We start from the raw sequence: 13,778 nt of genomic DNA on the forward strand, positions 1-13,778 counted from the left end.
CGTCAGTACGACTGCAGCTCGATGAGGTTCCCCGCCGGGTCGCGCAGGTGCGCGGTGCGCAGGTTCGGGCCCCACTCCGGCCGGTCGGTGGCCCCCGCCACCTCGCAGGCGCCGTGCCGGAGGCAGAGCTCGAGCCCGGCGTCGACGTCCGGGACACGGCAGACGAACATCGTCCGGTCCTGCGCGGGGGAGGGCTCGGCGGGCAGGGCGGAGGTGCCGGCGACCGCCGCTATCGCGGCGCGGTCGAACAGCGCCAGCACGCCCTGGCCGTCGACGTCCCAGGAGGCGTAGGGGCCCGCCGGTCCGCCGCCGGCGAGCACGGCGCCGATCAGTTCGGGCAGTACGGCCCCGTAGAAGCCGAAGCAGTCGGCGAAGCGGGCGGCCAGCAGGCGGGGGTGCAGGGCGTCCATGGCGGTCTCCTGTTCGTAGGGCGACACCTACTGTAGGTGCGCACCTACAATCATGGGTATGGACACCGCACACGACCTGCCGCCGAGCCTGCTGCGGCTCGACACCTACCTGCTGTCGAAGATCGGCAAGGCCGCCCGCGGCAGGCTCGCGCAGCGGCTCGCCGTCCGCGGGCTGCGGCTGTGGCACATGGCGGTGCTGGCCGCGCTCACGGACTTCGGCCCGCACAGTCAGCGTGACCTGGCGGCGCGGCTCGCCCTGCACCCCAGCGACGTGGCCAAGGTGGTCGACGCCCTGGCCGGGGCCGGGGCAGTGGAGCGCCGCCAGGACCCCGCCGACCGGCGCCGGGTGTCGGTCGAGGTGACCGCGGCCGGCCGGGCGTTGCTCGGCGAGCTCGACGCCGACGCGCGGGCGGTGCGGGAAGAGGTCCTCGCGCCGCTGGACCCGGCCGAGCGGGACCGGCTGTCGGAGCTGCTGCTGCGGCTGTTCGACCACGTGAGCCGACTGCCCGACGCGGATGACGTCGCGCCCTGACACCCCGCGGCGAGGTCAGACTCCGACCGCTTCCTCCACTTCCTCCTCGGCATCGGCGTCAGCGGACGCCGCGGTGACGGTCCCCGCCGGGCGCCGGGACTCGACCGCCCAGGCGAGGGCGGTCACGGCCAGGCCGGCGACCAGCCACAGGGCCAGCGTCCAGACGTGCCCGCCCAGGTCGATGCCGTCGAAGTAGGCGAGGCTGCGGGTGCCTTCGACGAAGGCCGCACCGTTCCAGACGTCGTGCAGGGGCGCGAAGAAGCCGTTCTGCAGCTCGGGCCGGAAGATGCCTCCGGAGCTGGTGAAGTTGAGCATGACGAACAGCACCATCATCCCCAGCGTCGTCCAGCGCTTGAGGAAGGTGTGCAGCCCGGTGCCGATCAGTAGCACGCCGGCGGAGTAGAGCCACGCCATGCCCCACAGCCCGCCCAGCCCGTGGTCGACGAGGTGGAAGACGGGGCCGGCCAGGGCGACGCCGATCACGCTGACCACCAGGGACGTCGCCGCGGCCAGCAGCGCCCGTACCCGCATGGGCAGGACCGCCCCGGCTCCGCCGATCACCGCGACGGAGGCGTAGGAGCCGATGCTGAGGGCGACCAGGAGGAAGAAGATGCCCTGCCCGGTCGGGTCGTCCTTCGTGGGCGGTGCGATGTCGGTGACCTTCAGCGGGGCGCCCTGACGGGCCGCCACGGGCGTGAAGATTTTCTGGACGACGGCGGCGGTGGTGTCCGACCCGGCCGAGGCGACCAGCAGCTCCGGTGTCTTCTCGCCGGGCACGAACGCGCCGAATATGTCCTGGTGGCGCAGCTGGTCCTCCGCTTGCGCCCGGTCGGCGACGGTGCGGACGGCGAGGTCGTCGCCGGCCTTGTCGGCGATGGTGCGGGCCAGGGCCTGGGCGCCGGGGCCGGAGCCCACCACGGCGACCGGCAGTTCGTGGGGGGAGGGGTGGGCGAACGCGCCGAGGTAGGCCAGGCCCATGCCGACGCACATCAGCAGCGGGGTGAGCAGGTGGGTGAGGACATGGCGCAGCGCGCCGCCTGTCGCGGATTTCATGGTGTTTCCTCGACTCCCCGCGAGGGGATGGTTGGTATTTACAACTACTTCATTAAGTTGTACTCTACAACCAGACGAGCAAGAGAGGCCACCACCCCATGTCCGACCGTGACCAGTCCCTGGACACCATCCAGCGCGAGCTGACCGCTTTCGCCCGGCGCTCCCGGGCCGTGGCCGCCCGCATGCACCCCGAGCTGTCGCTGGTCTCCTTCGCCCTCCTCGCCCACCTGGAGGACCAAAGCGGATGCCGGGCCGCCGACCTCGCCGACCGGTTCATGCTCAACAAGTCCACCGTCAGCCGACAGGTCGCCGACCTCGAACGCCTCGGTTTCATCGAACGCCGCCCCGACCCCCAAGACCAGCGCGCCCAGGTCCTGCACCTGACCGCCCGGGGCACCGCGGCCCTCGCACAGGTCAGCGACAACCGCCGCACGGCCTTCCGGGAGCGTCTCGCCGACTGGGACGAGGACGACCTCGCCCGCTTCGCCGCCTACCTGCTGCGCTACAACGCCTCCTGCTAGGGCGCGTCCGGCACCCGTGACACGGCGCGGTGGGCGGACGGGCTGACGCCGCGCACGCGCTTGAAGGCCGCGCTGAACGCGAAGCCGTCCGCGTACCCGACCTCCTTGGCCACCGCCGTGACCGTGGCCCTGGGCGCGCGCAGCCGGTCGGCGGCCAGGGTCAAACGACTACGTCAGTACCGGTGTGCAGGAGGCACTCGGCCGCGCCCCCCGCTCCTTCGAGGAGTACGTGCGGGCGACGGCGCCCACGGGAGTGCGGAGCCCCTGACCGACGCCGCGGGCGGCGGCGGGGCCCCGGCACGGGTACGGGCGGCTACCGCCCGTCGGCCTTCTCCTCCTGGGGGAAGCGGGCGAGCGGGGCCTCGCGCTGGAAGAAGGTCTTGGCGCGGAGCATGGCCCGCTCGTCGTCCCGTATCTGGCCGGGCCGGGAGCCGTTGCCGAACAGCACCCCGCCGAAGTGCATCCGCATGTACGCCGCCGAGTTGTTGAGGGTGGTCACCAGCCCGTCGGCGACGGCCTCGTCGGGGTCCGCCATGACCGTGACCCCCCACAGGGTCCGGCCGGCCATCCGCTTCTTGAAGTCGGAGCCGGGCGCCGTCAGCCAGCCCGACCAGTAGTCGAGGTAGCGCTTGGTGTGCGCGGAGAGGGTGTACCAGTACAGGGGCGAGACGAGGACGACGTCGGTGGCCTCCAGGGTGGCCGCCCGCAGCGCCTCCTCGTTCTCTTCGGGCTGCCAGGCCTCGCTCTCGTGCCGCCCGTCCTGGAAGTCGGGCAACTGCAGCCGGGTCAGGTCCACCCAGCGCTGTGACACACCGGTGGGCAACTGCTCGGCGGCGGCCCGCGCGAGGGTCTCGGTGTTGCCCTCGGGGCGGGAGCTGCCGAGGACGAAGAGGAACGAGCGGTCGGCCGCCGCCTGGTCGTCCCGTTCAGCAACGAAAGAGGTCATGTCCCACTCCATCAATTGTCAGCACTACGGAATCGTGTGGACGGAACAACCGGCCCGCGCCGTCGGTCATTCCGTGCCGTGACGATCTTGTCGATACGATGGGGCCGACGGTGAGGCTTCACGTCGAGGGGAAGGTCGAGCGCGGATGGGGCGGGTCACATGCTGATCGGAGAGTTGTCCCGGCGTACCGGGGTCAGCCCGCGGCTGCTGCGGTACTACGAGGCGCAGGGACTGCTCGAGGCCGGGCGCGGTCCCAACGGTTACCGGGACTACGAAGAGGACTCGGTGACCACCGTGCGGCAGGTACGTGCCCTGCTCGACGCGGGCCTGTCCACCGAGGTGATCCGTTCGGTGCTGCCGTGCGCCCGCGGCGAGCGGCCGGAGTTCGACATGTGCCCGGACCTGCGGGCCACCCTGGACAGGGCGTTGGCGGCCACGGAGGAGCGCATCGACGGCCTCGAACGCCGCCGCAGCACCCTCGCAGGCTTCCTGGCGAAGGCCTGAACGGCAGCCGGCCCGGCCCGAACGGCCGCCCGCCGGGTCACCCGGCGTACGGCTGCGGCATCCGCGTGGCGGCCGTGGACAGCCGGGCGAGGGCGGCTGCCTCCCGGCTGTTCTCCTCGGCGCTGAAGACGTGCACCACCAGGCCCGTCTCGCCGGGCGCGGCCGGTACGTGCAGCGTCTCGAAGTCCAGGGTGAGCAGCCCCACCAGCGGGTGCCGCAGGCGCTTGCGGCCCGCTGCGCACATCACGATCTCGCCGGTGGCCCAGATCCGCCGGAACTCGGTGCTGCGTTCGGACAGTTCGGTGACGAGCGCGGACAGCCGCGCGTCGTCGGGGTAGCGCCCTGCGGAGACCCGCAGCTGGCCCACGGCCTCGGCCGCCCTGTCCTTCCAGTCGGGGTGGACGACGCGGGAGGCGGGGTCGAGGAAGAGGAACCGGGCGTTGTTCCGGTCGCGGCGGCCCGGCCCGGCCAGGCCGCCGATCAGTTCGGCGCCCAGATCGTTCCAGGCCACCACGTCCAGGCGGTGGTCCGTCGCGAAGGCCGGGAGCGGGGCCATGGCGTCCAGGATCCGCCGCAGCGGCGCGCTGACGCGGGCGTCGGGCGCGGGATGGCGCCTGGCGTCGGCCAGGGTGGCGAGGTGCCCGCGTTCCGCCGCGTCGAGGCCGAGCGCCGTGGCGAGCGCGTCGAGCACCTCGGGGGAGGGCTGGGTGGCCCGGCCCTGTTCCAGGCGTACGTAGTAGTCCACGCTGATGCCGGCGAGCTGGGCCAGCTCCTCGCGGCGCAGCCCACGCACCCTTCGCCGACGCCCGCCGGCGAGCCCGACGTGCTCCGGCGCGACGCGCCCCCGGCGGGCGCGCAGAAAGCCGCCGAGCGCCCGGCGGGTGTCACCGACCCCGTCGATCGCGTCGCTGCCCACGTCCTTGGTCACGCCGTTCATGGGCTCCAGTATGGGTGGCCCTCGCAGTACCAGGAACAACAGGGTGCTGGCTGCCCGGCCGCGCCCGGGAGAACGTGGCGTCATGACCGAAACCACGCCGCAGCGGCGGAAGAAGATCCTCGTCGTCAGCGCCCACCCGGAGCCCCGTTCGCTCAACGCCTCCCTGACCGCCTTCGCGGTCGAGCACCTGCGCGGGGCAGGGCACGAGGTGCGGGTGTCCGACCTCCACGCGATGAAGTGGAAGGCGACGGTGGACGCGGACGACTTCCCCGACCACTGCGCGGACCAGCGGCTGGACGTGCTGGCCGCCCACGAGCGGGCCACGCCGGCGGGCCGGCTGTCGCCCGACATCGCGGCCGAGCAGGAGAAGGTGCGCTGGTCGGACGCGGTGATCCTGCAGTTCCCGATGTGGTGGTTCTCGGTGCCCGCGATACTCAAGGGCTGGTTCGACCGGGTGTTCACCTACGGGTTCGCCCATGGCCCGGCGGTCCCCCCGCCCTACAGCGAGGGCGCCCTGGCGGGACGGCGGGCGCTGGTGTCGGTGACGATCGGCGCCCGGCAGTCGGGGTTCTCCGACCGGGGCATCCACGGGCGGCTGGCGGACGTCCTCCACCCGGTGCAGCACGGCCTGTTCTGGTTCACCGGCATGGCGCCGCTCGAACCGTTCGCGTTGTACGGCGCGAACGGCCTGCCGGAGGAGCGGTTCGAGGCGGCGAAACGGGAGTACGCGCTCCGGCTCGACGGGCTCTTCACGGACGAGCCGGTCCCCTTCCGTTCGCTCGTCGGCGGCGACTACGACCACGACATGCGGCTGCTGCCGGACGTGGAGGCGCCGGGGACGAGCAGCCTGGATCTCCACGTCCGCCCGGGCGGCCGGTGATTGTCAGTGGCGCCTGCCAGCATGGCCGGCATGACTCCTCTCCTTCTGACCGACATCGAAGAAGCCGTCCGCAGCAGTTGGGACGCAGCCACGTGCACGCCCGAGTACCGCTCCCGCTGGAGCCCGGACAATCCCGCCCGGGACCAGTGCGGTGTGACCGCCATGGTCGTCAACGACCTGCTGGGCGGTGAGCTGATCCGCGGAGAGGTCCGCGTGGACGGCGAGCAGACGGACTACCACTGGTGGAACCGGCTGGGCATGGGCGTGGAGATCGACCTCACCCGGGAGCAGTTCGGGCCGCACGAGACGGTCACCGGTGGCACGGTCATAGCCCGGCCGCCCCGGCTCGGCCGGCTCCGGGAGGAGTACGAGCTCCTGCGCGACCGGGTTGAGGAGAAGCTCCGCGCCCGGGTGGAGGAGAAGGCCCGCAGCGGCCGGTAGGGGCGTCCGCCCCGTGCCCCGCCCCGGCGGGATTCAGCTGGGGGCGCGCAGTGGCCGAATAGACGCTCTCCCCATGATCCCCCGCCCCCTACTACCGTGCCTCGGCGCGGGGGTTACTCGGGTGAGGGGCTCACTGGATGTTCTATTTCGCGTTCAAATCCGTGGTGTTGATACCGCTGCTGCGCTGGCTCTTCCGGCCGCGCGTGGAGGGGCTGCGGCACGTGCCGCAGAACGGAGCGGCGATCATCGCGGGCAACCATCTGTCGTTCTCCGACCACTTCATGATGCCGGTGATGGTCAAGCGCCGGATCACCTTCCTCGCGAAGATGGAGTACTTCACGGGGCCGGGGCTGAAGGGCCGGCTGACCGCGACGTTCTTCCGCGGCATCGGGGCGATTCCCGTGGACCGGTCGGGCAAGGAGGCGGCCCAGGCGGCGGTCGACACCGCGCTGGAGGTGCTCGGCAGGGGTGAGTTGCTCGGCATCTACCCGGAGGGGACGCGCTCGCACGACGGGCGGCTGTACAAGGGCAAGGTCGGCGTGGCGGCCATGGCGCTCGAGTCGGGGGCGCCGGTGATCCCGTGCGCGATGATCGGGACGTTCGAGTCGCAGCCGACGGGGCGGCGGCTGCCGCGCATCGTGCCGATCACCATTCGTTTCGGCGAGCCGCTGGACTTCTCCCGGTACGAGGGAATGCACGACCAGCGGGCGGTACTGCGAGCCGTTACGGACGAAATCATGTACGCGATCCTGAAGCTGTCGGACCAGGAATACGTCGACACCTATGCGACGGAGGCCAGGGCGGCCCTGCACGCCGTGCGCCCGCCCGCCGGACCGGCCGATCGCCCGTGGGCCGCGCACGCGGCGCAGGAGGCGGAGCGCCTCGAACCGGACAGCAGCCGGTCCGCGGCTGCCTGACCCGATACGGCCCGGCGGGCGCCCCGGCGCCCGCCGCGAGCCTCCCGGAACGCCTTCCACGAAGCTCCCGTACGAAAAAGAAATACCCCGGACCGTTTGACGGCCGGGGTATTTCTCTGCGTATATTGGGGATTTCCATGCCTTCGCGAACTCGGAGCATGGGGAAGCTTTATGAGGCCATCTTATCCGGGCGGGAGTCACATTGTCAAACGAGGAATTGCGGCAGGAGCAGGAATTCATCCATATGCTCTACGGGCGCCTCGCCGAGCTGCGGGACGGGGCCGAGGCCGCCGTGCGGGGCGCGCTCGCGCAGGGCGCGAGCACCTTCCAGGCGCGGCTGGAGCGCGATGTGCTGGTGGCCGAGCAGTCCGGGCTGCTGGCCGCCTTCAACGCGGGGGAGAACGGGCTGTGTTTCGGACGGCTCGCGTTCCGCGACGGTCGCGACCACCACATCGGCCGCATCGGCATCCGGCGCGACGACGAGGAGCACACCCCGCTCGTCGTCGACTGGCGGGCCGAGGTCGCGCGCCCCTTCTACCTCGCCACCGGGCACACCCCGATGGGGCTGCGCCGCAGGCGGCACATCACCACCGACGGGGACCGGGTCACCGCCCTGCACGACGAGATCCTGGACCTCACCGACACCCTGCGCACCGGCCATGAGAGCAGCGACGCGGACGCCGTCCTCCTCGCCGCGCTGGACGCCGCGCGCACCGGCCGCATGCACGACATCGTGCAGACCATCCAGGCCGAGCAGGACCGCATCATCCGTGCCCCGCACCGCGGCGTCCTCGTCGTCGAGGGCGGCCCGGGCACCGGGAAGACGGTCGTCGCGCTGCACCGCGCCGCCTATCTGCTGTACGCGCACCGGGAGCAGCTGGCCCGCCGCGCCGTGCTGATCGTCGGGCCCAACCCGGCGTTCCTCGGCTACATCGGAGAGGTGCTGCCCTCGCTCGGCGAGACCGGGGTCCTGCTCGCCACCCCCGGTGAGCTCTTCCCCGGCGTGACCGCGACCGCGACCGACACCCCCGCTGCCGCCGAGGTCAAGGGCGGTGCCGCGATGGCCGGTGCCCTGGCCCGCTACGTGGCCGACCGGCAGAGCCTGCCCGACCCGGTCCGCGTCATCGACCACGAGGACGGCGAGCTGCGGCTGGACGCGGACATGGCACGGGAGGCCCGGCGCCACGCCCGCGAGACCGCGCTGCCGCACAACCTCGCCCGGCCGTACTTCGCGTTCCGGATCATCGACGCGCTCACCGCCCAGCTGGCCGACCGTATCGGCGCGGACCCGTACGGCGGCCCGAACCTCCTCGGCCCGGACGACATCGCCCAGCTCGGCAAGGGGGTCGCCGCCAGCCGCGAGGTGCACGCCGCCATCGAGGAGCTGTGGCCCGCCCTCACCCCGCAGCAGCTGGTCGCCGACTTCCTCGCCGACCCCGTCCACCTCCCCGACACCGACGCGCGGGCCGTCCGCCGGCCGGCGGACCAGGACGGCTGGACGCCCGCGGACGTCCCGCTGCTCGACGAGGCGGCCGAGCTGCTCGGCGAGGACGACTCGGCGGCCCGCGCCGCCGCCGAGGCCGAGCGCCAGCGGCGCATCGCCTACGCACAGGGCGTCCTCGACCTGTCCTACGGCTCCCGCACCCAGGAGTTCGAGGACCGCGACGACGAGGACTCGGAGGTGCTGGGCGCCCACGACCTGGTCGACGCCGAACGGCTCGCCGACCGGCACGAGGAGGCCGACCACCGCAGCGCCGCCGAGCGCGCCGCCGCCGACCGCACCTGGGCGTTCGGCCACATCATCGTGGACGAGGCGCAGGAGCTGTCCGCGATGGCGTGGCGGCTGCTGATGCGCCGTTGCCCGACCCGTTCGCTGACCCTTGTCGGCGACCCGGCGCAGACCGCCGAGCCCGGCGGCTGCGGCTCGTGGGAGACGATCCTCACGCCGTACGTCGACGACCGCTGGGAACACGTCAGGCTCGGCGTCAACTACCGCACGCCCGCCGAGATCATGGAGGTGGCGGCAGGGGTGATCCGGTGCGCGGACCCCTCGTTCGAGCCGCCGCGGTCCATCCGCTCCACCGGCATACAGCCGTGGGCGCGGCACGCCGACGACCTGCCCCGCGCGGTTGCCGACGCCGTGGACCGGGAGCGCCGGGAGGAGGGCCGTCTCGCGGTGATCGCCCCCCGCCCTCTGCACGCCGCCCTGTCCGCCGCCGTGCCGGCCGCCTCCGCCGGTGCCTCCCCGGACCTGACGAGCCCGGTCGTCCTGCTCGATCCGCGCCAGGCCAAGGGGCTGGAGTTCGACACGGTGATCGTGGCGGAGCCGGGGGAGTTCGGGGTGAGCGATCTGTACGTCGCGCTCACCCGGGCCACCCAGCGGCTGGGCGTCGTCCACACGGGCCCCCTGCCGGCGGGGCTGCACGGGCTCGCGGCACCGGACGCCGCCGCGTCCCGCCCGTGACCGCGCGCCGGGGCGCCGCGCACGGGCGCGGCGCCCGGGCCCGTGGGCCCCGGGCGCGCGTACGCCTCAGGCCAGGGGCTGCTCGGCCCAGATGACCTTTCCCTCGGGGGTGTAGCGGGTGCCCCAGCGCTCGGCGAGCTGGGCGACCAGGAACAGCCCGCGGCCGCCCTCGTCCTCGTCGGCCGCGTAGCGCAGGTGCGGTGAGGTGCTGCTGGTGTCGGACACCTCGCAGATCAGGGAGCGGTCCCGCAGCAGCCGGACGCGGATCGGACCGGAGGCGTGGCGGATGGCGTTGGTGATCAGCTCGCTGAGGACCAGCTCGGTGGTGAACACCGCCTCCTCCAGGCCCCACCGCGCCAGCTGCTCGGTGATGTCGGCGCGCGCCCCGGCCACGACCGACGGGTCCGAGGGCAGCTCCCACTCGGCGATCTGCTCGTCCGCCAGCATCCGGGTGCGGGCCACGAGCAGGGCGATGTCGTCGCTCTGACGGGCCGGCAGCAGCGCCTGGAGGACCGCCTCGCAGGTCTCGTGAGGGCTCCGGCCGGCCTGGGAGAGGGTGTCGCGCAGGATCTGCAGCCCGACGTCGATGTCCCGCCGGCGGTCCTCGATGAGGCCGTCGGTGAACAGCACGAGGCTGCTGCCCTCGGGCAGCCGCAGCTCCGCGGCCTCGAAGGGCAGGCCGCCCAGCCCGAGCGGCGGCCCGGCGGGCAGCTCGGGGAACTCCACCGTGCCGTCGGGGTGCACGAGCGCCGGCAGGGGATGGCCGGCCCGGGCCAGGCTGCAGATCCCGGAGGACGGGTCGTAGATCGCGTACAGGCACGTGGCGCCCGCGATCGTGGCCTCCTCGTTCGCCGCGTCCGCCTCCTGGTCGATGCGGCCGACCAGCTCGTCGAGGTGCCCGAGCAGCTCGTCCGGCGGCAGGTCGAGGGTGGAGAAGTTCTGCACGGCCGTGCGCAGCCGGCCCATCGTGGCGGCGGCGTGCAGACCGTGACCGACCACGTCGCCGACGACCAGGGCGACGCGTGCCCCCGGCAGCGGGATGACGTCGAACCAGTCGCCCCCCACCCCCGCCTGGGCGGGCAGATAGCGGTAGGCGATGTCGAGGGCGTCCTGCTCGGGCAGACCGCGCGGCAGCAGGCTGTGCTGCAGGGTCACCGCCATCGCGTGCTCGCGGGTGAAGCGCCGCGCGTTGTCGATGGAGACCGCGGCCCGGGCCGCCAGCTCCTCGGCCAGGGACAGGTCGTCCTCCTCGAAGGTGCTGCTGCCCTCCGACCGCCAGAAATTGACGATCCCCATCAGGACGCCCCGCGCCTTGAGCGGCACGGTGATCAGGGAGTGGAAGCCGAAGTCGATGATGGCCTGGGTGCGGTCGGTGTCCTGGGTGCGCCAGCCGGAGGAGGCCTGCAGATCGGGTACGCGCACGGCCTGCCCGCTGACGAAGCCCTGGGCCTGCGGGGTGGGCGCGGCGAACCGGTGCACCTCGCCCGCCCGGTACAGGGGGTGGTCGTCCCGGATGCCGCTGAGCGCCACGCGGCGCAGCTCGGGTGCCTCGCTGCCCACCCCGCCCCGCGGCTCCTCGCCGCGCAGGACGGGCTCGGCGAGGTCGACGGAGACGTAGTCGGCGAAGCGGGGGGAGGCCACCTCGGCGAGCTCCTCGGCCGTGCGCTGGACGTCGAGGGTCGTGCCGATGGCCACGCTCGCGTCGTACAGCAGCCGCAGGCGGCCGCGGGCGACCTCGGCGCGCCCGGCGAGGGCGCGCAGCTCGGTGGAGTCACGCAGCGTGGCCACGCTGCCGGGCGGCCCGCCCCGGCGGTCGGTGGGCCGGTTGTTCACCGCGAGCAGCCGTTCGCCGACGGGGATCACCTCGTCGGTGGCCACGCGACGCGACGCCAGCAGTTCGGCCATCCGGGGGTCGAGGCCGAGTTCGGTGACGGGGCGCCCCTCCCCGTCCGGCGGCAGGTCCAGCAGCCGGCGCGCCTCGTCGTTGGCGAGCAGCAGCCGCCCGTCGCCGCCGACGATGACCACGCCCTCGCGCACCGCGTGCAGCACCGCGTCGTGGTGCTCATACATCTGGGTCATCTCGACCGGCCCCAGGCCGTGGGTCTGGCGCTTCAGCCGCCGTGTGACCAGTGCCGTGCCGGCCGTGGCCAGGGCGAGGGCCGCGGCGCCGGCCCCGATGACGACGGGCAGCTGCTGGTCCACCGCGCTGCTCACGGAGCTGATCTTCAGGCCCGAGGAGACCATGCCGACGACCTTGCCGTTGGCGTCCGTCACCGGGACCACGACCTGCAGTTCCTCGCCCAGCGGGCCGCTGACCTCCTCGACGGTGACGTGGCCGCTGAGCGACGGCTCGATGGTGCCGACGAACTTCTTGCCGATCTCCTTCGGGTCGGGGTGCGAGTAGCGGACGCCGTCGCGGTTCATCACGACCAGGAAGTCCACGCCGCCCTGTTTGCGCGTGGCCTCGGCCGCCGGCTGGAGCACCTTGGCCGGATCGGGCCCGCGCATCGCGTCCACCAGGCCGGGCGAGTGGGAGAACGCCTCGGCCGCGGCGAGGGAGCGGTCGCGCGCCGCCTGGAAGCGGTCGCTGCGCGCCTGCAGCACCAGCGCGGTGCCGGCGGCCACGACGAGCACCAGCACGATCAGCACCTGCAGGATGAACATCTGACCGGCGACGCTGCGGATGCTCGACACCGGCGACAGGCGCCGCAACCACGGCAGGCGCGAGCCATCGCGCTGTCGCCGCTCACGCCGACTGCCCGGGCGCCGACCGGCGAACCAGCGGCCCGAGGGCCCCCGGGAGCGGCCCCGGTTTCGGGCCATACCCCATGTCTACCCCGCCCCTTGCGGCGGCGCGAACGGTACGCGCCACACCGGGCGCACGGATTCGTGGCGGGACGCCGCGGACGCGGCCCCCGCAGCCTTGGCCAAGGCTCGGTGCGGCCCCGTCCTGCGGCCCCGTCCTGCGGCCTCCCGGCGGGCATCGGGGAACATGGCACCGGGAAGACCGCCCGCGGTCTTCGCGACCACCGGAACCGGGAAGGAACGAACGAGAACATGCGCCTCATCGTGGCCCCAGAGCCGGCGGGAGCCCCCCGGTGACCGACGACTCCGTACTGCTGCGCACCGAAGGCCACGCCGGCCGCATCACGCTCAACCGGCCGGGGGCCCTCAACGCCCTCGACCACGCCATGGTGCGCCGCGTCGACGAGGCGCTGGCCGCCTGGGAGCACGACCCGGCCGTACGGACCGTCGTGATCGACGGCGCGGGCGGGCGCGGACTGTGCGCGGGCGGCGACATCCGCTCCATCCACCGGGACGCCTCCTCGGGCGGCGGCGCGGCGTCGGCGGCGTTCTGGCGCGACGAGTACCGGCTCAACGCCCGCATCGCCCGCTACCGCAAGCCGTACGTCGCCGTCATGGACGGCATCGTGATGGGCGGTGGCGTCGGCGTCTCGGCCCACGGAAGCGTACGGATCGTCACCGAGCGCTCCCGCGTCGCCATGCCCGAGACCGGCATCGGCTTCGTCCCGGACGTCGGCGGCACCCACCTGCTCGCCCTCGCCCCCGGGGAACTGGGCACCCACCTGGCGCTCACCGCCGCCTCCGTGGGCCCCGGCGACGCCCTGCTGTGCGGGCTGGCCGACCACTTCGTGGCGGCCGCCTCGCTGCCCGCGCTCCTGGACGACCTCACCCGCGAGGAGGTGGCCGACGCCCTGGACCGCCATGTGCGCCCCGCGCCGGCCGGCGAGCTGGCCGCCCACCGGGAGTGGATTGACCGCTGCTACGCCGCCGGCACCGTGGAGGAGGTCGTGGACCGGCTCCTCGACAGCGGTGTGCCCGCCGCCAAGGAGGCGGTGGAGGCGATCCTCGCCAAGTCGCCCACCGCCCTCAAGGTCACCCTGGCCGCCCTGCGCCGGGCCCGGCGGCTCGGCGGCCTGGAGCGCGTGCTGGAGCAGGAGTACCGCGTCTCCTGCGCGGCGCTGTCCGCCCCCGACCTGGTGGAGGGCATCCGCGCCCAGGTGATCGACAAGGACCGGTCCCCGCGCTGGTCCCCGGCGACGCTCGCGGAGGTCACCGAGGAGGACGTGGCCCGGTTCTTCGCCCCGCCCGGCGCACCCGCACTCTCCCTCGCCCCGGCCGCGCCCCCTGGAGCCCCCTGCTGATCCCGCC

13 protein-coding genes and 1 pseudogene are annotated in these 13,778 nt (G+C 73.4%); 8 read left to right on the forward strand and 6 right to left on the reverse strand.

The window, feature by feature from the left end; all coding sequences use genetic code 11:
• Positions 1–2: 2 nt before the first annotated feature.
• Positions 3–410: a glyoxalase/bleomycin resistance/extradiol dioxygenase family protein gene (locus ACIGXW_RS03805; protein WP_399570807.1), complete on the reverse strand. Its 408-nt coding sequence runs from the start codon at positions 408–410 to the stop codon at positions 3–5.
• A 58-nt stretch (positions 411–468) separates the two neighbouring features.
• Between ACIGXW_RS03805 and ACIGXW_RS03810 the strand changes: the two genes are divergently transcribed.
• A complete protein-coding gene (locus tag ACIGXW_RS03810; protein ID WP_071966348.1) occupies positions 469–942 on the forward strand; it encodes a MarR family transcriptional regulator in 474 nt (157 codons plus the stop codon).
• A gap of 15 nt (positions 943–957) precedes the next feature.
• Here ACIGXW_RS03810 and ACIGXW_RS03815 read toward each other — a convergent pair whose 3' ends face one another.
• Positions 958–1,995, reverse strand: a complete 1,038-nt coding sequence (locus ACIGXW_RS03815) for a hypothetical protein (protein ID WP_399569440.1) — start codon at positions 1,993–1,995, stop codon at positions 958–960.
• A 98-nt stretch (positions 1,996–2,093) separates the two neighbouring features.
• Here ACIGXW_RS03815 and ACIGXW_RS03820 point away from each other — a divergent pair, with 98 nt between their 5' ends.
• The gene (locus ACIGXW_RS03820) at positions 2,094–2,516 is read left to right on the forward strand and encodes a MarR family winged helix-turn-helix transcriptional regulator (RefSeq protein ID WP_399569442.1); all 423 of its coding nucleotides are present in this window, start codon (positions 2,094–2,096) and stop codon (positions 2,514–2,516) included.
• Here ACIGXW_RS03820 and ACIGXW_RS03825 read toward each other — a convergent pair.
• A pseudogene (locus ACIGXW_RS03825) lies at positions 2,513–2,683 on the reverse strand (helix-turn-helix domain-containing protein); the annotation flags it as partial. The gene ACIGXW_RS03820 and the pseudogene ACIGXW_RS03825 sit on opposite strands and share 4 nt — an antisense overlap.
• 146 nt (positions 2,684–2,829) lie before the next feature.
• Entirely contained in the window at positions 2,830–3,462 is a 633-nt protein-coding gene (locus tag ACIGXW_RS03830) for an NAD(P)H-dependent oxidoreductase (RefSeq protein WP_071966353.1), read from the reverse strand.
• Between the two features lie 159 nt (positions 3,463–3,621).
• On the opposite strand from ACIGXW_RS03830, the gene ACIGXW_RS03835 reads away from it, so the two are divergent.
• The gene (locus tag ACIGXW_RS03835; protein WP_360907733.1) at positions 3,622–3,966 is read left to right on the forward strand and encodes a MerR family transcriptional regulator; all 345 of its coding nucleotides are present in this window, start codon (positions 3,622–3,624) and stop codon (positions 3,964–3,966) included.
• Positions 3,967–4,003: 37 nt separating this feature from the next.
• Here the strand turns inward: ACIGXW_RS03835 and ACIGXW_RS03840 are convergent, their stop codons facing one another.
• Positions 4,004–4,903 carry a helix-turn-helix domain-containing protein gene (locus ACIGXW_RS03840; RefSeq protein ID WP_399569445.1) on the reverse strand — a complete coding sequence of 300 codons (900 nt, stop codon included), beginning with the start codon at positions 4,901–4,903 and terminating at the stop codon, positions 4,004–4,006.
• A gap of 82 nt (positions 4,904–4,985) precedes the next feature.
• Between ACIGXW_RS03840 and ACIGXW_RS03845 the strand changes: the two genes are divergently transcribed.
• The 4 genes from ACIGXW_RS03845 (at position 4,986) to ACIGXW_RS03860 (ending at position 9,605) form a co-directional block, all read left to right on the forward strand.
• Entirely contained in the window at positions 4,986–5,783 is a 798-nt protein-coding gene (locus ACIGXW_RS03845; protein WP_399569447.1) for an NAD(P)H-dependent oxidoreductase, read from the forward strand.
• Between the two features lie 30 nt (positions 5,784–5,813).
• Positions 5,814–6,224 (forward strand): hypothetical protein, encoded by a 411-nt coding sequence (locus ACIGXW_RS03850; RefSeq protein WP_399569449.1) that lies wholly within the window; start codon positions 5,814–5,816, stop codon positions 6,222–6,224.
• 137 nt (positions 6,225–6,361) lie between these two features.
• On the forward strand, positions 6,362–7,141 hold the full coding sequence (locus ACIGXW_RS03855; RefSeq protein ID WP_079274444.1) for a lysophospholipid acyltransferase family protein: 780 nt from the start codon (positions 6,362–6,364) through the stop codon (positions 7,139–7,141).
• A gap of 217 nt (positions 7,142–7,358) precedes the next feature.
• On the forward strand, positions 7,359–9,605 hold the full coding sequence (locus ACIGXW_RS03860; protein ID WP_399570809.1) for a HelD family protein: 2,247 nt from the start codon (positions 7,359–7,361) through the stop codon (positions 9,603–9,605).
• A 66-nt stretch (positions 9,606–9,671) separates the two neighbouring features.
• Here ACIGXW_RS03860 and ACIGXW_RS03865 read toward each other — a convergent pair whose 3' ends face one another.
• Positions 9,672–12,428 carry a SpoIIE family protein phosphatase gene (locus tag ACIGXW_RS03865; RefSeq protein WP_399569452.1) on the reverse strand — a complete coding sequence of 919 codons (2,757 nt, stop codon included), beginning with the start codon at positions 12,426–12,428 and terminating at the stop codon, positions 9,672–9,674.
• 275 nt (positions 12,429–12,703) lie between these two features.
• Between ACIGXW_RS03865 and ACIGXW_RS03870 the strand changes: the two genes are divergently transcribed.
• Positions 12,704–13,771 (forward strand): enoyl-CoA hydratase/isomerase family protein, encoded by a 1,068-nt coding sequence (locus tag ACIGXW_RS03870; protein ID WP_399569454.1) that lies wholly within the window; start codon positions 12,704–12,706, stop codon positions 13,769–13,771.
• The last annotated feature ends 7 nt before the right edge of the window (positions 13,772–13,778 follow it).

Source organism: Streptomyces sp. NPDC053079, from assembly GCF_044546695.1.
GTDB lineage: Bacteria > Actinomycetota > Actinomycetes > Streptomycetales > Streptomycetaceae > Streptomyces.